At 53.6% G+C, this 16,670-nt stretch carries 19 protein-coding genes; 7 read left to right on the top strand and 12 right to left on the bottom strand.

Annotation, left to right across the window (positions count from 1 at the left end):
• Nucleotides 1–61: 61 nt before the first annotated feature.
• On the bottom strand, nt 62–1,183 hold the full coding sequence (tyrA, locus tag A8O29_RS05845; RefSeq protein ID WP_125352734.1) for a bifunctional chorismate mutase/prephenate dehydrogenase: 1,122 nt from the start codon (nt 1,181–1,183) through the stop codon (nt 62–64).
• 9 nt (nt 1,184–1,192) lie between these two features.
• On the bottom strand, nt 1,193–2,263 hold the full coding sequence (gene aroF / locus A8O29_RS05840; protein ID WP_125352736.1) for a 3-deoxy-7-phosphoheptulonate synthase AroF: 1,071 nt from the start codon (nt 2,261–2,263) through the stop codon (nt 1,193–1,195).
• A 220-nt stretch (nt 2,264–2,483) separates the two neighbouring features.
• On the opposite strand from aroF, the gene A8O29_RS05835 reads away from it, so the two are divergent.
• Nucleotides 2,484–2,858 (top strand): DUF2799 domain-containing protein, encoded by a 375-nt coding sequence (locus A8O29_RS05835; RefSeq protein ID WP_125352738.1) that lies wholly within the window; start codon nt 2,484–2,486, stop codon nt 2,856–2,858.
• Between the two features lie 135 nt (nt 2,859–2,993).
• Here A8O29_RS05835 and A8O29_RS05830 read toward each other — a convergent pair whose 3' ends face one another.
• The 7 genes from A8O29_RS05830 to ffh form a co-directional block, all read right to left on the bottom strand.
• Nucleotides 2,994–4,361 carry a PepSY-associated TM helix domain-containing protein gene (locus A8O29_RS05830; protein ID WP_125352740.1) on the bottom strand — a complete coding sequence of 456 codons (1,368 nt, stop codon included), beginning with the start codon at nt 4,359–4,361 and terminating at the stop codon, nt 2,994–2,996.
• A gap of 58 nt (nt 4,362–4,419) precedes the next feature.
• Complete coding sequence (locus A8O29_RS05825) at nt 4,420–4,824, bottom strand: DUF2946 domain-containing protein (protein ID WP_125352742.1); 405 nt, start codon at nt 4,822–4,824, stop codon at nt 4,420–4,422.
• Between the two features lie 128 nt (nt 4,825–4,952).
• A complete protein-coding gene (gene rplS, locus A8O29_RS05820) occupies nt 4,953–5,300 on the bottom strand; it encodes a 50S ribosomal protein L19 (protein WP_031374778.1) in 348 nt (115 codons plus the stop codon).
• Nucleotides 5,301–5,341: 41 nt separating this feature from the next.
• On the bottom strand, nt 5,342–6,109 hold the full coding sequence (trmD, locus tag A8O29_RS05815) for a tRNA (guanosine(37)-N1)-methyltransferase TrmD (RefSeq protein ID WP_110512057.1): 768 nt from the start codon (nt 6,107–6,109) through the stop codon (nt 5,342–5,344).
• 45 nt (nt 6,110–6,154) lie between these two features.
• Nucleotides 6,155–6,703 carry a ribosome maturation factor RimM gene (gene rimM / locus A8O29_RS05810; RefSeq protein ID WP_125352744.1) on the bottom strand — a complete coding sequence of 183 codons (549 nt, stop codon included), beginning with the start codon at nt 6,701–6,703 and terminating at the stop codon, nt 6,155–6,157.
• A gap of 18 nt (nt 6,704–6,721) precedes the next feature.
• Nucleotides 6,722–6,970: a 30S ribosomal protein S16 gene (rpsP, locus tag A8O29_RS05805; protein WP_110512055.1), complete on the bottom strand. Its 249-nt coding sequence runs from the start codon at nt 6,968–6,970 to the stop codon at nt 6,722–6,724.
• Nucleotides 6,971–7,214: 244 nt separating this feature from the next.
• Nucleotides 7,215–8,576, bottom strand: a complete 1,362-nt coding sequence (gene ffh / locus A8O29_RS05800) for a signal recognition particle protein (protein WP_125352746.1) — start codon at nt 8,574–8,576, stop codon at nt 7,215–7,217.
• Nucleotides 8,577–8,741: 165 nt separating this feature from the next.
• Between ffh and A8O29_RS05795 the strand changes: the two genes are divergently transcribed.
• Both A8O29_RS05795 and A8O29_RS05790 read left to right on the top strand, forming a co-directional pair.
• Complete coding sequence (locus A8O29_RS05795) at nt 8,742–9,533, top strand: cytochrome C assembly family protein (protein WP_110512053.1); 792 nt, start codon at nt 8,742–8,744, stop codon at nt 9,531–9,533.
• 19 nt (nt 9,534–9,552) lie between these two features.
• Complete coding sequence (locus tag A8O29_RS05790; protein ID WP_125352748.1) at nt 9,553–10,839, top strand: HlyC/CorC family transporter; 1,287 nt, start codon at nt 9,553–9,555, stop codon at nt 10,837–10,839.
• Nucleotides 10,840–10,894: 55 nt separating this feature from the next.
• Here A8O29_RS05790 and grpE read toward each other — a convergent pair whose 3' ends face one another.
• Nucleotides 10,895–11,488, bottom strand: a complete 594-nt coding sequence (grpE, locus tag A8O29_RS05785) for a nucleotide exchange factor GrpE (RefSeq protein ID WP_148098772.1) — start codon at nt 11,486–11,488, stop codon at nt 10,895–10,897.
• Between the two features lie 122 nt (nt 11,489–11,610).
• On the opposite strand from grpE, the gene nadK reads away from it, so the two are divergent.
• The 3 genes from nadK to bamE all read left to right on the top strand — a co-directional run bounded on the left by nadK (nt 11,611) and on the right by bamE (nt 14,719).
• Nucleotides 11,611–12,489 carry an NAD(+) kinase gene (nadK, locus tag A8O29_RS05780; RefSeq protein ID WP_110512051.1) on the top strand — a complete coding sequence of 293 codons (879 nt, stop codon included), beginning with the start codon at nt 11,611–11,613 and terminating at the stop codon, nt 12,487–12,489.
• Between the two features lie 86 nt (nt 12,490–12,575).
• On the top strand, nt 12,576–14,237 hold the full coding sequence (recN, locus tag A8O29_RS05775; RefSeq protein WP_125352752.1) for a DNA repair protein RecN: 1,662 nt from the start codon (nt 12,576–12,578) through the stop codon (nt 14,235–14,237).
• A 137-nt stretch (nt 14,238–14,374) separates the two neighbouring features.
• Nucleotides 14,375–14,719 (top strand): outer membrane protein assembly factor BamE, encoded by a 345-nt coding sequence (gene bamE, locus A8O29_RS05770; protein ID WP_125352754.1) that lies wholly within the window; start codon nt 14,375–14,377, stop codon nt 14,717–14,719.
• A 41-nt stretch (nt 14,720–14,760) separates the two neighbouring features.
• On the opposite strand, the gene A8O29_RS05765 is transcribed toward bamE, so the two are convergent.
• Both A8O29_RS05765 and A8O29_RS05760 read right to left on the bottom strand, forming a co-directional pair.
• A complete protein-coding gene (locus A8O29_RS05765; protein ID WP_125352756.1) occupies nt 14,761–15,048 on the bottom strand; it encodes an RnfH family protein in 288 nt (95 codons plus the stop codon).
• Complete coding sequence (locus tag A8O29_RS05760; RefSeq protein WP_110512047.1) at nt 15,038–15,475, bottom strand: type II toxin-antitoxin system RatA family toxin; 438 nt, start codon at nt 15,473–15,475, stop codon at nt 15,038–15,040. Before A8O29_RS05760 ends, A8O29_RS05765 begins: the two co-directional genes overlap by 11 nt.
• A 146-nt stretch (nt 15,476–15,621) precedes the next feature.
• Here A8O29_RS05760 and smpB point away from each other — a divergent pair, with 146 nt between their 5' ends.
• Entirely contained in the window at nt 15,622–16,104 is a 483-nt protein-coding gene (gene smpB, locus A8O29_RS05755; protein WP_110512046.1) for an SsrA-binding protein SmpB, read from the top strand.
• Nucleotides 16,105–16,670 lie beyond the last annotated feature (566 nt).

The raw sequence follows: 16,670 nt of genomic DNA, 5'->3' as shown, positions 1-16,670 counted from the left end.
CGTTTCCCTATAAAAAAAGCCAGCGGGTTGCCCCTCTGGCTTTTGAGTATAAACAGTTTTCTTACTGCCGACTGTCATTCGCCTGGCGTAACAGCGTCCGGCTTTCACTCTGGAAGCGCTGGGCGTAATCGCCAAACCAGTGTTCGACCTTACGGAAGCTGTCGATAAAGGCCTGCTTGTTGCCCTGATCCAGCAGTTCAATCGCCTCACCAAATCGTTTGTAGTAACGTTTGATCAGCGCAATATTGCTCTGTGAAGACATAATGATGTCCGCATACAGCTGAGGATCCTGCGCAAACAGACGCCCGACCATCGCCAGTTCCAGGCGGTAGATCGGTGACGACAGCGCCAGCAGCTGTTCCAGTTGAACGTTCTCTTCCGCCAGATGCAGGCCGTACGCAAAGGTCGCGAAGTGGCGCAGCGCCTGAATGAACGCCATATTCTGGTCGTGTTCCACCGCGCTGATGCGGTGCAAACGCGCGCCCCAGACCTGAATCTGTTCCAGGAACCACTGGTACGCTTCCGGCTGACGACCATCGCAGTACACCACAACCTGTTTCGCCAGGCTGCCGCTGTCCGGGCCGAACATTGGGTGTAATCCCAGTACCGGACCATTGTGCGCCGCCAGCATCGCCTGCAGCGGAACGGCTTTCACCGACGCCAGATCGACCAGAATACAGTCCGCCGGCAAGGCGGGCAGCTTCTCGATTATCTCCGCCGTGGCGTGAATCGGCACGCTGACGATAACCATTCCCGCATCAGAGAGCATCTCTTCCGCGTGCGCCCAGTCGTCTTTCTCAAGGATCCGCACCTGATAACCCGACAGGGTCAGCATTTTCTCAAACAAACGCCCCATCTGGCCGCCACCGCCGACGATAACCACCGGACGCAGCTGCGGACAGAGCGTTTTAAAGCCTTTGTCGTTTTCGCTGGAGTAGGACTCACGCATCACCCGACGCAGAACGTCTTCGATAAGATCGGGCGGAACCCCTAACGCTGCGGCCTCCTGACGACGCGACGCCAGCATCGATGCCTCGCGCTCAGGAACGTAAATCGGCAAGCCATACTTGCTTTTGACTTCGCCGACTTCAGCCACCAGCTCCAGACGGCGCGCCAGCAAATCCAGCAGCGCCTTATCTACTTCATCAATTTGATCGCGTAGCGCGGTCAGTTCAGCAACCATAAATTCCTCTTACGCCTGACGAGCCGCCAACTGGCCACGTAAATCTTTATCAAGCTCGCGCAGCAGCGCATCCGTCGCTTCCCAGCTGATGCAGGCATCGGTCACCGACACGCCGTATTTCATATCGCAACGCGGCTGCTCGGAAGACTGATTGCCTTCATGAATATTACTTTCAATCATCAGGCCGATAATAGAACGGTTGCCATCTTTAATCTGTGCAACCACGGACTCTGCCACGGCAGGCTGACGGCGGTAGTCTTTGTTGGAGTTACCATGACTGCAATCTACCATCAGCGCAGGTTTCAGTCCCGCCTGTTCCATCTCTTTTTCGCACTGAGCAACATCTGCCGGGCTGTAGTTTGGCGCTTTGCCACCGCGCAGGATCACATGCCCATCCGGGTTGCCCTGGGTTTGCAGCAGGCAAACCTGACCCGCCTGGTTGATACCGACAAAACGGTGTGGCATCGCCGCCGCACGCATGGCGTTGATCGCTGTTGCCAGGCTGCCATCGGTGCCATTTTTAAAGCCAACTGGCATTGACAGGCCGGATGCCATTTCGCGGTGGGTCTGAGATTCTGTGGTACGCGCGCCGATAGCGGACCAGCTGAACAGATCGCCGAGGTACTGCGGGCTGTTCGGGTCGAGCGCTTCGGTCGCCAGTGGCAGGCCCATGCTGACCAGTTCCACCAGCAGACGGCGCGCAATTTTCAGGCCGCCTTCAACATCAAACGAGCCATCCATGTGCGGATCGTTGATCAACCCTTTCCAGCCAACGGTGGTTCGTGGTTTTTCAAAGTAGACGCGTATCACCAGGTAGAGGCTATCGCTGACCTCTGCGGCAAGGGCTTTAAATCGACGAGCGTATTCAATCGCAGCTTCCGGATCGTGGATGGAGCAAGGCCCACACACCACCAGCAGACGCGGATCGCGCCCGGCAATGATATCGGAAATGGTCTGACGGGACTGGGCAATCTGCTCTTCCTGTTCAACGGTCAGCGGGAATTCCGCTTTCAGGACTTCAGGAGTGATCAGAACGTGTTCGTCGGCAATATGTACGTTGTTCAGCGCGTCTTTTTGCATGATGGCGATCCTGTATAGCTCGTTTGCGATAAAAGGGTTTCCTCAGCGAGGTTGAGCTTACGATACCACACGCGGTAAAGATTTCAATCCACAATGCGTAAATATTACTTTACAATACACCTTTTAAGCGCATTTAGTTTGATTTTTATCGTAAACAAAACATTCCACTCGCGATATGCAGTGACTCCGCTATGCTGAAAGCACTGATATGGAGGAGCCTATGAAGCCAGTCCTGTGTGCGCTTTTGCTTTTATTATTGAACGGATGCCAGCTTGATCCCTACGCCCATTCCCCTCAATGGACCAGCACCGATTGGTACGGCGAAGGGATTGATGATGGTCGAAGCGGCGTGACCGCCAGAAGCGATGAGCAGCTGGCGAGCGACCAGGACGATCCCAAAGTCGATCGTAAAGCGTACCTGAAGGGTTATGCCCTGGGCCTGAAAGATATCTGCACGCCACATCTGCTTTTTGGCTGGGGTGTTTCCGGCAAGATTTACCCTGAAGGTTGCGATAGTCAGGAAAACGCTGCAGCGCTACGTGAAGCCTGGCAGAAAGGCATGAATGAAGGAACGCAAACTAACAGGTTAAATTAATGGGTCTTCGTAAAGGCCGTATTTAATTGTTGGCAAAATCAAACTCAGCCCATAGACCTGTATTTTATTGGCAACCGCGGCGGCGATGGTCGCACACCTGGCCGCCACCGGCTTAACACATGCGCGCCCTGAGGGTTATTCCGCTGACTGAACCGTGGATACTGCGCTCGCCATGCGCCAGCGCAGAACATCCACAGCGACAAACAGCAGTAAACTCACGCCTAGTACCGGCATGGCCACGCCCAGCAACACGGCCAACACACCTACCGTAATCTGTCCTACTCTCGTCAAATCACACCAGCTTTGAGTGAGTGTGGTCAGCGGATTGTATTTCGCAGGCGTTGGCCGACGACTCCACCACAGCCGATAACCCACTACGATCATCACACACAGCGCCGTGCCAAAGGCGATCAGCAGGATCTGATTCAGCACGCCAAACAGCAGACCCATATGGAAATCCACACCCCAGCGTGTCAGCTTGGCCATCAGCGGGAAATCAGCAAAACGCGTGCGATCCACGATCTGCATTTTTGTGGCGTCGATCGCCACTGCATCGACCTGAGTTGGCCAGCCACGATCGTTCTCCGTCACCGTCCACGCTTTGTCTTCGCTTTTCGCCGGTCGGATTTCGACTTTGCGGGCATCAATACCGGCCTGCTGCGCCAGATGAAGTACGTCATCAAACAGCACAACGTCCGGGGCCATCATTGCCATCGTCATTCCAGCGTGAGCGCCGTGATGCTCAGCGTGCGGGTCTGACATCATCATCTGGCCATCAAGCTGGGTATTCACCTGCGGCGTCAGCCAGTTAAATGCCGAACGCAGTCTATCGACGTTACCGCCCGCCCACTGTGACCAGGTCAAGCCTGTCGCCGAGAACAGCAGCATACCGCCCAGCAGAACCCAGCCCAGCACGACGTGCACTCGACGATTGTTCTGCACGCGGTTACGGATGCGCCTTTTCGGTCGGGTAAAGAACCACAGCGCAATTCCACCGCAGGCTGCCAGCCACATCCACGACGCAGCCAACTCACTGTAAAGCCGTCCGACGTTACCCAACAGCAAAGAGCGATGGGCGTAATCAATCCACTGACGCAGGGGCAAAATGCCGCTGGTGCCGTACACCGTCATATCGCCTTTCACCGCCAGCGTGACGGGATCGATGAACAGCGCTCGGCTTTCAGATTCCCCCAAAGACGGGGAGCGAAACATCACGCGAGTGGTTTCGCCGGGTGTCAGCGACGGACGCACGGCATACAGCGCCAGATTCTGGCCCGTCGCTTTTTCTGCCACGGCGATTTGTTCGGCCAGAGAGTGCGGCTCTCCCCCTTTTCCAGCAGTCAGGGCGTCGCGATACAGTAGGTTTTCCAGCTGCGGCGTCGCAACGTACAGCGTGCCGGTCAGTGCCGCCACTAAGATGAACGGCCCGACAAACAGGCCAATAGCGAAATGAAGACGACGCAGCAGGTTGACCCATGCCGCGCGCGGGGTGCAGGTTGTCATACTTTTCCTTTTAAAAAGCAAACAGGGAGTGTGGCGCGGGGCGCCCATTCTTATGTTGTTAGCAGGTAAAAGCAGACAGACGCGGCGGTGCTCGGGGATGAGGATAAAGCCAGGGAGAAAAATGCCAGACCTGCACGCGGAGTCGCGGCGGTCGTAAACGCAGGCGTAACAGTAACGCGCAGACCAGCAGCACCAAGGCCAGGATTAGCCCCGGCACGTGCGCCAACAGCACGCAGTAGCCACAGGCCTCAGCGTGATCAACCGGTGTCGTGCCCGGAAGGTGCCCATCATGATGCTTGTTCATCATCGACATATCGTGATGCATACCGGGCATCGCACTCATCGGGTCTTTTTGCAGTGAAACGGAAATCAACGGCGCCACAATAATCAACGCAATAGCAAACAGCGCGAACCAGGCCGCGAGGCGTTTACCGTTACTGCGATGAAATGTGTTCTCTGCCATCTGCCCTCCGAAGCGGGGACATTGTAAATGATTTGCAGCGAGAAGGTTAACATTCGAGAGGACTGACAATAAAAAAGGGCCAGCCTTGCGGCCAGCCCTTTTTAACTTGGATGTCGCTTAAGCGAATCTTAGTTAAGACGCTCTTTGATACGAGCAGACTTACCAGTACGCTCACGCAGGTAGTACAGTTTAGCTTTACGAACGGCACCACGACGTTTAACAGTAATGCTGTCAATGACTGGAGAGTGAGTCTGGAAGACACGCTCAACGCCTTCGCCGTTGGAAATTTTGCGAACAGTGAATGCAGAGTGCAGACCGCGGTTACGGATAGCGATAACCACGCCCTCGAATGCCTGCAGACGTTTTTTGGAACCTTCAACAACCCATACTTTCACTTCCACGGAATCACCCGGACGGAATGAAGGTACGTCCTGCTTCATCTGCTCTTGTTCAATTTGCTTAATAATGTTGCTCATAATTTAATCTCTTATCCTGGGTAAACTGATATTTGGGGGGCTTACGCCTCACCATCATGTTTATGTTGCTGTTGTGCGTGTTCCCGTTGGAACTCCGCCAGCAACCTTGCTTGCTCTTCAGTCAGAGCCAGGTTTTCCAGAAGTTCAGGTCTTCTAAGCCAGGTCCGGCCCAGCGACTGCTTCAGACGCCAGCGACGTATCTCGGCATGGTTGCCTGACAGTAAAACTGCCGGGACCTCCATCCCTTCCAACACTTCAGGGCGGGTATAGTGTGGACAGTCCAACAAACCATCAGCAAAGGAATCTTCCGTTGCTGATGCTTCATGGCCCAGAACGCCCGGAATAAACCGGGAGACTGAGTCAATCAGCGTCATTGCTGGTAACTCACCACCGCTGAGAACGTAATCGCCGATAGACCATTCTTCGTCAATCTCGGTTTGGATTACGCGCTCATCTACCCCTTCATAGCGACCGCACACCAGAATCAATTTCTGACTCGCTGCCAGTTCGCTGACGCCTGCTTGATCAAGCTTGCGTCCCTGAGGTGAAAGATAAATCACCTTCGCGCCTTCACCTGCCGCGGCTTTTGCTGCATGAATAGCATCCCGTAAAGGTTGCACCATCATTAGCATCCCCGGTCCGCCGCCGTAAGGACGTTCGTCCACGGTACGGTGCCGGTCATGAGCGAAATCACGAGGACTCCAGCTCTGGATGCTCAGCAGGCCATTTTTTACTGCCCGGCCAGTTACCCCGTAGTCGGTAATCGCACGAAACATCTCTGGAAAGAGGCTAACTACACCAATAAACACAAGCCAATCCCCATAGTGCCGTCTTTTACCGTTAATCCGGAGGTTTTAAAAACCAGGATCCCAATCTACTTCAATGGTTTGAGTAGTGAGATCGACTTTCTTGATAACCTGCCCATCGAGGAACGGAACCAACCGCTCCTTGATACCAAACGCATCTTTCAGGTTTGCCTTAATGACGAGAACGTCATTGGACCCGGTTTCCATCATGTCGATGACTTTACCGAGGTCATAGCCTTCAGTGGTCACTACCTGGCAACCCATAAGGTCTTTCCAGTAGTAGTCACCCTCTCCGAGCTGAGGCAACTGCGATGAATCCACGAAAATTTCGCAATTTGTCATGATATTCGCAGCATCCCGGTCTTCAACGCCTTTCAGCTTGATAACCAGATCCTGATTGTGGTGACGCCAGCTTTCCAGCTCAACGATTTGCCACTGACCCGCCTTCTGGATATACCAGGGCTGATAGTCAAAAATGCTTTCGGTGTCTTCGGTGGAAGAAAACACTCTGAGCCAACCACGAATACCGTAGGAAGAGCCCAATTTGCCGACCACGATAGGTTCAGCTGGGACTTTCGCGGCGAGTTGCTTGCTCATCATGACCACCGTGACAGATTAAGCTGCTTTGTTTGCTGCTTTGATCAGCGTAGCTACGCGATCAGAAACAGTTGCGCCCTGGCCAACCCAGTGAGCGATACGATCCAGATCCAGGCGAGTGCCTTCTTCTGCAGCGGAAGCGATTGGGTTGAAGAAACCAACGCGCTCAATGAAGCGGCCGTTGCGTGCATTACGGCTGTCAGCAACGACAACCTGGTAGAACGGACGCTTTTTTGCGCCGTGACGTGCTAAACGAATAGTTACCATAACATCCTCTTGTGTGAATAAAACACAGGGCCCCATCGAGGAACGGAGCCCAGTGTCATATTAAAAGCCCGAAAATTTTACTGATTTCTGGGGAAATTGCAATCAACAGTTATAAACTCTGCTGCTGAAGGCCGTCGGCGGTGCAGCCCGTTTAGTTACGGCGTGCGCGCAAAAAGCGGAGCGTACACGAAGTACGTGAGCATTTTGAGCACACCCCGGAACTAAAATGGCAAACAAGCCAGGCCTAGCGCCCCGGGAAACCCGGTGGCATCATCCCTTTCATCCCACGCATCATCTTCGCCATACCGCCTTTCTTCATTTTCTTCATCATGCGCTGCATGTCGTCGAACTGTTTCAGAAGACGGTTAACGTCCTGCACCTGCATACCGCAGCCCGCTGCGATACGGCGTTTACGCGAGCCTTTGATGATTTCCGGGTGGGCGCGTTCTTTGAAGGTCATCGAGTTGATGATCGCTTCCATACGCACCAGCACTTTGTCATCCATCTGCGCTTTCACGTTATCAGGAATCTGGCCCATGCCCGGCAGTTTGCCCATCAGGCTCGCCATGCCGCCCATGTTTTTCATCTGACGCAGCTGCTCAAGGAAATCGGTGAGGTCAAAGCCGTCGCCTTTCTTGAGTTTATTCGCCAGCTTTTCAGCCTGAGCGCGGTCAACTTTGCTTTCGATATCTTCGATAAGCGACAGCACGTCGCCCATGCCGAGAATACGGGACGCGATACGATCCGGATGGAACGGCTCCAGCGCTTCCGTTTTCTCGCCGACGCCGAGGAATTTAACCGGTTTACCGGTGATGTGACGAATCGAGAGCGCCGCACCACCGCGGGCATCACCATCGACTTTGGTCAGAATCACACCGGTTAGCGGCAGCGCTTCGTTAAACGCCTTCGCCGTATTCGCGGCATCCTGACCGGTCATGGCATCGACCACAAACAGCGTTTCTACCGGATTAATCGCGGCATGAACCTGCTTGATTTCGTCCATCATCGCTTCGTCGACGTGCAAACGGCCAGCGGTATCCACCAGCAGCACGTCGTAGAATTTCAGCTTCGCTTCTTTGAGCGCCGCGTTAACGATATCGACAGGTTTCTGAGCCACATCGGATGGGAAGAAATCGACACCCACCTGTTCGGCCAGGGTTTCCAGCTGTTTAATCGCCGCCGGGCGATAAACGTCCGCCGACACGACCAGCACTTTCTTCTTATGCTTTTCGCGCAGGAACTTACCGAGCTTACCGACGCTGGTTGTTTTACCGGCACCCTGCAGGCCCGCCATCAATACGACAGCCGGTGGCTGAGCGGCCAGGTTCAGAACCTGGTTTTCTTCGCCCATCGCCGCAACCAGTTCTTTACGAACGATTTTGACGAATTCCTGGCCTGGCGTCAGGCTCTTGTTAACTTCATGCCCCACCGCGCTTTCTTTAACGCGGTTGATGAAATCACGAACGACAGGCAGCGCGACGTCAGCTTCCAGCAGCGCCATGCGCACTTCGCGCAGCGTGTCTTTGATGTTGTCTTCAGTAAGGCGTCCGCGACCGCTGATGTTGCGCAGCGTACTCGACAAACGATCGGTTAAATTATCAAACATTGTCTCTCGCCTGAGGTGGAAACGTACGGTCGCCACAGCGACACATTCACAGAATTTTGCCGCAGTATAACACGACACCGCACGAGTTGTGATGCAACGGTTGGAGCCTGAGCCACGTAACGTTATACTGCTTCTCTTTCATCACACGCCAATGTCGACATCTCTATGCCTGTTTTTGCCCTGCTCGCGCTTGTTGCCTACTCCATCAGCCTTGCACTGATCATTCCTGGCCTGCTGCAAAAAAACAGCGGCTGGCGGCGCATGGCGATTCTTTCAGCGGTCATTGCCCTCATCTGCCACGCATTTGCGCTTGAAGCGCGGATTTTGCCCGGCGGTGATAGCGGACAAAACCTGAGCCTGTTGAACGTCGGCTCGCTGGTCAGCCTGATGATTTGTACGGTGATGACCATCGTCGCGTCGCGCAATCGCGGCTGGCTGCTGCTGCCGATTGTCTATGCGTTTGCCCTGATCAACCTCGCGTTCGCCACCTTCATGCCTAATGAGTTTATTACGCATCTGGAAACAACGCCGGGAATGATGGTGCACATTGGGCTGTCGCTGTTTGCCTACGCAACGCTGATTATCGCCGCGCTGTATGCCTTCCAGCTGGCGTGGATCGACTATCAGCTCAAGAATAAAAAACTCGCCTTTAGCAGCGAAATGCCGCCGCTAATGAGCATCGAACGTAAAATGTTTCACATCACCCAAGTGGGTGTTGTGCTGCTCACTCTGACCCTGTGCACGGGTCTGTTTTATCTGCACAACCTGTTCAGCGTAGAAAATATCGACAAAGCGGTGCTGTCTATCATCGCCTGGTTTGTCTATATCGTGTTGTTATGGGGTCACTATCATGAAGGCTGGCGCGGTCGTCGCGTGGTCTGGTTTAACGTGGCTGGCGCAGGACTTCTGACGCTGGCCTATTTTGGCAGCCGCGTGCTGCAACAGTTTGTGAGCTAAGACTTAAAGGAAACCCGGTTTGGAACATATCTCAACCACGACGCTTATCATTACGCTTGTCGTCATGGTTATTATCTCTGCCTACTTCTCCGGTTCAGAAACCGGGATGATGACCCTTAACCGCTACCGGTTACGTCATATGGCAAAGCAGGGCAACAAGGCAGCAAAACGTGTCGAAAAGCTGCTGCGTAAACCTGACCGCCTGATTAGCCTGGTGCTGATTGGCAACAACCTCGTCAATATTCTCGCCTCTGCGCTGGGCACTATCGTCGGTATGCGCCTCTACGGCGATGCGGGCGTGGCGATTGCCACCGGTATCTTAACCTTCGTGGTGCTGATTTTCGCCGAAGTGCTGCCGAAAACCATCGCCGCCTTGTATCCGGAAAAAGTCGCCTATCCGAGCAGTTTTCTGCTGGCCCCGCTGCAAATCCTGATGATGCCGCTGGTGTGGCTGTTGAACACTATCACCCGCGTTTTGATGCGCATGATGGGCATCAAAACCGATACCACTATCAGCGGGGCGGTGAGCAAAGACGAGTTGCGTACCATCGTGAACGAATCACACTCACAAATTTCCCGTCGTAATCAGGACATGCTGCTGTCGGTGCTGGACCTGGAAAAGGTCAGCGTCGACGACATCATGGTGCCGCGCAACGAAATCGTCGGGATTGATATCAACGACGACTGGAAATCTATCGTCCGCCAGCTCACGCACTCACCGCACGGGCGCATTGTGCTGTACCGCGACTCGCTGGATGACGCCATCAGCATGCTGCGCGTGCGCGAAGCCTACCGCCTGATGACGGAGAAGCAGGAGTTCACCAAAGAAGTGCTGCTGCGCGCCTCGGATGAAATCTACTACGTGCCGGAAGGTACGCCGCTCAGCACCCAACTGGTGAAGTTTCAACGGAACAAGAAGAAAGCGGGCCTGGTGGTCGACGAATACGGCGATATCCAGGGCCTGGTGACGGTGGAAGATATTCTGGAAGAGATCGTCGGCGATTTCACGACCTCGATGTCGCCTTCACTTGCGGAGGAAGTCACTCCGCAAAATGACGGTTCGGTGATCATCGACGGCACCGCCAACGTGCGCGAGCTGAACAAAGCCTTCAACTGGCATTTTCCGGAAGACGAAGCCCGCACCATCAATGGCGTGATTCTGGAAGCGCTGGAAGAGATCCCGGCGATTGGTACGCGCGTGCGCATCAACCATTACGACATCGATATTCTCGACGTGCAGGACAATATGATTAAGCAGGTGAAAGTGGTGCCGGTGAAATCTATTCGGGAAAGTGTCGGGGAATAAAACAGCGGAATATTAAAGATCCTCTCCCCGGATGGGGAGAGGAAAAGCGTTGGAATTACGCCTTCGCTTTAGCGACTGAGACCATTGCCGCGCGAATGGTACGACCGTTCAGGGTATAACCCTTCTGCATCACCATCAGCACGTTGCCCGCACCCACTTCATCTGACTCAACCATCGCAATCGCCTGATGGACATTCGGGTCCATCGGTACGTTGGTATCACCCACCACTTCCACACCGTACTTTCGTACAACGTCGAGCATGGATTTCAGAGTCAGTTCAATCCCTTCAATCATCGGAGCCATGTCCGGATTGGCTTTATCAGCCACTTCCAGCGCACGATCCAGGCTGTCGATAACCGGCAGAAGATCGTTCACGAACTTCTCCAGCGCAAATTTATGCGCCTTCTCGACGTCCAGTTCGGTACGACGACGCAGGTTTTCCATCTCGGCTTTCACACGCAGAACACCATCGCGTTCGCGGGTCTGAGCTTCGTTAAGCTGTGCTTCCAGATTCGCAATTTGCTCATCGCGCGGATCCACCTGCTCAGCCGAAGTCTCAGGCTCCACGGCCTCTACCTCATCGTGCTGGTCCTTGATAATTTCTTCCGGGGCTTGCCCCTCAGGCGTTTTCTGTTCTTTACTACTCATGAATTTCTCCGCGTTTTTTCGTATTCATCTCGCTGACTTCGCTTATTATGGGGATCGTGCTGCGGGTTTCAAGGGAAGCAGGCACATTGTCATCATTCATTCGCCACAAGGACCTCCAGAAAATGAACAATCATTTCAAGTGTATCGGTATTGTCGGTCATCCCCGCCATCCTACCGCGCTGACCACACATGAAATGCTGTACCGCTGGCTGTGTACCAAAGGCTACAATGTCATTGTTGAACAACAGATTGCCCGCGAGCTGCAATTAAAGAACGTTGCCACCGGCACCCTGGCTGAAATTGGCCAACAGGCCGACCTGGCGGTGGTGGTCGGCGGTGATGGCAATATGCTCGGCGCCGCGCGAACGCTCGCTCGCTACGACATAAAAGTTATCGGCATAAACCGTGGCAACCTGGGCTTCCTGACCGATCTCGACCCCGATAACGCGCATCAGCAGCTGGCTGACGTGCTCGAAGGCCACTATATCACCGAGAAGCGCTTTCTGCTTGAGGCACAGGTGTGCCAGAAGGAGTGCCAGAAGCGGATCAGCACCGCCATCAACGAAGTGGTGCTGCATCCAGGTAAAGTGGCGCACATGATTGAATTCGAAGTGTATATCGATGAAGTGTTTGCCTTTTCCCAGCGTTCAGACGGCCTGATTATCTCGACGCCGACCGGTTCAACCGCCTACTCACTTTCAGCGGGCGGCCCTATTCTGACTCCTTCACTGGATGCCATCACGCTGGTGCCAATGTTCCCGCACACGCTGTCCGCGCGCCCGTTGGTTATCAACAGCAGCAGCACCATTCGCCTGCGGTTTGCTCATCCCCGAAGTGACCTGGAAATCAGCTGTGACAGCCAGATTGCGCTGCCGATTCAGGAAGGCGAAGACGTGCTGATCCGCCGCTGCGATTACCATCTCAACCTGATTCACCCCAAAGATTACAGCTATTTCAACACATTGAGCTCAAAACTCGGTTGGTCAAAAAAATTGTTCTGATTTTGCATTTCGGCTCTTTACTGTATAAAAAACCAGTTTATACTGTATGAAAATACAGTTATGGTTTTTCATACAGGAAGACGACTATGCTGGCACAACTGACCATCAGCAATTTTGCAATCGTACGTGAGCTTGAAATCGATTTTCACAGCGGAATGACGGCCATCACCGGGGAAACCGGTGCCGGTAAATCTATTGCGATTGATGCCCTTGGGTTGTGCCTGGGTGGCCGCGCAGAAGGCGACATCGTTCGCATGGGTGCAACCCGCGCCGATCTCTGTGCCCGCTTCGTTCTGAAAGACACACCTGCGGCTCAACGCTGGCTGGAGCAAAACCAGCTGGAAGACGGACGTGAGTGTTTACTTCGCCGCGTAATCAGCAGTGATGGCCGTTCGCGAGGCTTCATTAACGGCACCGCCGTCCCTCTTTCTCAGCTCCGCGAACTCGGGCAACTGCTGATTCAAATTCACGGTCAGCACGCGCATCAGCTTCTGGTTAAACCCGAACACCAAAAATCCCTGCTCGATGGCTATACCGGTGAGTCAGTACTCACCTCGCGTATGGCGGAGCAGTATCGTCAGTGGCATCAGAGCTGTCGTGACCTCGCGCAGCATCAGCAACTCAGCCATGAACGCATCGCGCGTGCGGAATTACTTCAGTATCAACTGAAAGAGCTGAACGAGTTCCAGCCGCTGGCGGGTGAGTTTGAGCAAATTGATGAAGAGTACAAACGCCTCGCCAACAGCGGGCAGCTGATCAGCACCAGCCAACATGCCATGTCGATTCTGGCTGATGGCGAAGACGCGAACCTGTTAAGTCAGCTGTACAGCGCGCGCCAACTGGTAACCGAATTGGTCAGCATGGACAGCAAAGTGTCCGGCGTGCTCGACATGCTGGAAGAAGCGGCCATTCAGCTCAGCGAAGCCAGCGATGAACTGCGTCACTACTGCGACCGGCTCGATCTCGACCCAAACCGTCTGTTTGAACTTGAACAGCGCATTTCCCGCCAGATTGCGCTGGCACGTAAGCACAATGTGACCCCGGAAGAACTCCCGGCGTTTTATCAGTCTCTGCTCGATGAACAGCAGCAGCTGGACGACCAGGCCGATTCTGCGGAAACCCTGAGCCTTGCAGTGACTAAACACCACCAGCAGGCACTGGAAACCGCCGAACAGCTGCATGCATTACGCCAGGCCAGCGCCACTGAATTAGCCGGGCTGATCACCGACAGCATGCACTCACTTTCAATGCCACATGGGCTGTTCGCCATTGATGTCAGCTTCGAAGCAAAACATCTGACCGCCGAAGGTGCCGACCGCATTGAGTTTCGTGTCACAACCAACCCAGGCCAGCCGTTGCAGCCGATTGCGAAAGTCGCGTCCGGCGGTGAGCTTTCCCGTATCGCACTTTCTATCCAGGTGATCACCGCCCGTAAAATGGAAACCCCGGCGCTGATTTTCGATGAGGTGGATGTGGGTATCAGCGGCCCAACCGCAGCAGTCGTCGGCAAACTGCTGCGTCAGCTCGGCGAATCGACTCAGGTAATGTGCGTCACCCACCTGCCGCAGGTGGCGGGTTGTGGTCACCATCATTTCTACGTCAGCAAAGAAACCGACGGCGCAATGACCGAAACACATATGCAGCCGCTCGATAAACGCGCGCGTTTGCAGGAATTGGCCCGTCTGCTCGGTGGCAGCGAAGTGACTCGCAACACGCTGGCGAACGCCAAAGAGTTGCTGGCGGCATAAACTTTTTCGGTAACTCAGGGTCATAGACAACAACAAAACGCCGTAAGACCAGTTTCAATGTAAGGCAAGGTCTATTATCATCGGCATATGACAATTGAGCCGTGAACTGCTCTGGCCCGAAAAGGAATCAAATCACTATGCGCTGTAAAATGCTGACTGCTGCCGCAGCGGTTGCTCTGATGTTGACCGCAGGCTGTTCCACTCTGGAGCGAGTGGTTTACCGTCCTGACATCAACCAGGGTAACTATCTGGCACCTAACGACGTCGCAAAAATTCGTGTCGGCATGACACAACAGCAGGTCGCCTACGCTCTGGGTACCCCAATGATGTCCGATCCGTTCGGAACAAATACCTGGTTCTACGTGTTCCGTCAGGAACCTGGCCACGAGAAAGTGACTCAGCAGACGCTGACCCTGACCTTCAACACCAGCGGTGTACTGACCAACATCGATAACAAACCGGCTCTGACTTCAGGCAACTAAGCCTGTCGCAGACGAAAAAAAAGCGCTCATTGAGCGCTTTTTTATTTTGCAAATTTCTCGGCGCGCTGACGCCGCAGTACTTTCGGGTCGGCAATCAACGGGCGATAAATTTCTACCCGGTCGCCATCGTGTACCGCGTCCTGCAATTTAACCGCCCGACTCCAGACCCCCACTTTGTTGCTGGTGAGGTCGATTTCCGGACGCAGCCGCATTAAGCCGCTGGCCACAATGGCCTGTTCAACGGTCGCGCCCTCTTCCAGCGAGACCTTATGCAGATACTGCTTTTCAGGCAAAGCGTAAACGACTTCTACCGTGAGTTTAGCCGACACTGTAAACCTCTTTGGCGCGCAGCGTGAATGCCTGCACCATGTTGGAGGCCAGCTCTTTAAAGATGCGGCCAAACGCCATTTCAATCAGCATATTGGTGAACTCAAAATCCAGGTGAAACTCGATTTTGCAGGCATCCTGGCTGAGCGGCGTGAACTTCCAACCGCCGATCAATTTCTTGAACGGGCCGTCCACCAGATGCATCAAAATGCTTTGGTTATCGGTCAGCGTATTTCGGGTAGTAAAGGTTTTACTGATCCCCGCTTTCGACACGTCAACCGCCGCCGTCATCTGCGATGGCCCGGCTTCCAGCACGCGACTCCCGGTGCAACCGGGGATAAAGTCAGGATACGCATCTACATCGTTCACGAGTTGGTACATCTGTTCCGCGCTGTAAGGCACGAGCGCAGTACGACTAATCTGGGGCATGGCTATTTCCACTCACTGTCATCGCGCAAATAATATCATTTATCCCCTGTTAAAAAAAACGCTGTACCGTAACTCGTGCTAAGATACGCCATTGCGCCTCGCGGGAGGATTGAGGCAATGTACAAAAAAGATGACTTCAGGACACTATGACTAAGAAAAAATCTAACAAACCTGGATCAGCCACTATCGCGCTGAATAAACGCGCCCGCCACGAATATTTTATCGAAGATGAGTATGAAGCGGGACTGGCCCTTCAGGGCTGGGAAGTCAAATCTCTGCGTGCAGGTAAAGCCAACATTAGCGACAGCTACGTTATCCTGCGTGACGGTGAAGCCTATCTGTTTGGTGCTAACTTCACGCCGCTGGCCGTCGCGTCAAGCCACTACGTCTGCGACCCAACCCGTACCCGTAAACTGCTGCTGAATCAGCGCGAGCTGGATTCCCTCATCGGCCAGATTAACCGCGACGGTTACACCGTGCTTGCACTCTCCCTCTACTGGAAGAATGCCTGGTGTAAAGTCAAAATCGGCGTAGCGAAAGGTAAGAAACAGCACGACAAACGCTCCGACCTGAAAGATCAGGAATGGGCACGTGACAAAGCCCGCATTATGAAACACGCCGGGCGCTAATTCCTTTCATCTGAAACTGTCCCGAAAGCGTGGAATAACGCTAACGGGACTTTTTTCGTCTGGCACCACCATTTTTCCCCCGCCTACCATTAATTAAAGCCGAAATACATTTACTCACCGGGAATAATTCACCAGGCCATTAATATCGTTAGAAACTTCATGATATATCATGTAGTCCTTGGGCAGCTTAATTAGCGCTATTATTCGCAGCCTCACGTAGAGGGACCGGGATCGCATAAGCAGGGAATATTTAAAACAAAAAAGAGGTATTTCTCTCGAGTTTCATCCGTTCAAATCATAAGGAATGGTAACCATTATCAATTTCCGGCGTTCAGAATCGATTTCATTTTCGGCAGAACTATCCTCTATGTTTCAATAGATTAAACCTAAACCGCCCCACATCTCACGCAATACTCCGCCTCAAACAGACCAGGCGACTTACAGTCCCAGGTACTAAAAGTTCATTTTCACTAAAGCAAAGTTAACCGGTGCTTCATTTGCGCATTCTTTCGTTCCTGTCTATATCATGATCAGCACACACAGTAATATTAAGCCGATAAAAAACA

Origin of the sequence: Scandinavium goeteborgense (assembly GCF_003935895.2) — a bacterium.
Taxonomy (GTDB): domain Bacteria; phylum Pseudomonadota; class Gammaproteobacteria; order Enterobacterales; family Enterobacteriaceae; genus Scandinavium; species Scandinavium goeteborgense.
This window is presented reverse-complemented; position numbering and strand designations above follow the sequence as displayed.

Coding starts and splice junctions, on each gene's coding strand:
- tyrA (WP_125352734.1), bottom strand. CDS start 1,183: ATGGTTGCTGAACTGACCGCGCTACGCGATCAAATTGATGAAGTAGAT.
- aroF (WP_125352736.1), bottom strand. CDS start 2,263: ATGCAAAAAGACGCGCTGAACAACGTACATATTGCCGACGAACACGTT.
- A8O29_RS05835 (WP_125352738.1), top strand. CDS start 2,484: ATGAAGCCAGTCCTGTGTGCGCTTTTGCTTTTATTATTGAACGGATGC.
- A8O29_RS05830 (WP_125352740.1), bottom strand. CDS start 4,361: ATGACAACCTGCACCCCGCGCGCGGCATGGGTCAACCTGCTGCGTCGT.
- A8O29_RS05825 (WP_125352742.1), bottom strand. CDS start 4,824: ATGGCAGAGAACACATTTCATCGCAGTAACGGTAAACGCCTCGCGGCC.
- rplS (WP_031374778.1), bottom strand. CDS start 5,300: ATGAGCAACATTATTAAGCAAATTGAACAAGAGCAGATGAAGCAGGAC.
- rimM (WP_125352744.1), bottom strand. CDS start 6,703: ATGAGCAAGCAACTCGCCGCGAAAGTCCCAGCTGAACCTATCGTGGTC.
- rpsP (WP_110512055.1), bottom strand. CDS start 6,970: ATGGTAACTATTCGTTTAGCACGTCACGGCGCAAAAAAGCGTCCGTTC.
- ffh (WP_125352746.1), bottom strand. CDS start 8,576: ATGTTTGATAATTTAACCGATCGTTTGTCGAGTACGCTGCGCAACATC.
- A8O29_RS05795 (WP_110512053.1), top strand. CDS start 8,742: ATGCCTGTTTTTGCCCTGCTCGCGCTTGTTGCCTACTCCATCAGCCTT.
- grpE (WP_148098772.1), bottom strand. CDS start 11,488: ATGAGTAGTAAAGAACAGAAAACGCCTGAGGGGCAAGCCCCGGAAGAA.
- nadK (WP_110512051.1), top strand. CDS start 11,611: ATGAACAATCATTTCAAGTGTATCGGTATTGTCGGTCATCCCCGCCAT.
- recN (WP_125352752.1), top strand. CDS start 12,576: ATGCTGGCACAACTGACCATCAGCAATTTTGCAATCGTACGTGAGCTT.
- bamE (WP_125352754.1), top strand. CDS start 14,375: ATGCGCTGTAAAATGCTGACTGCTGCCGCAGCGGTTGCTCTGATGTTG.
- A8O29_RS05760 (WP_110512047.1), bottom strand. CDS start 15,475: ATGCCCCAGATTAGTCGTACTGCGCTCGTGCCTTACAGCGCGGAACAG.
- smpB (WP_110512046.1), top strand. CDS start 15,622: ATGACTAAGAAAAAATCTAACAAACCTGGATCAGCCACTATCGCGCTG.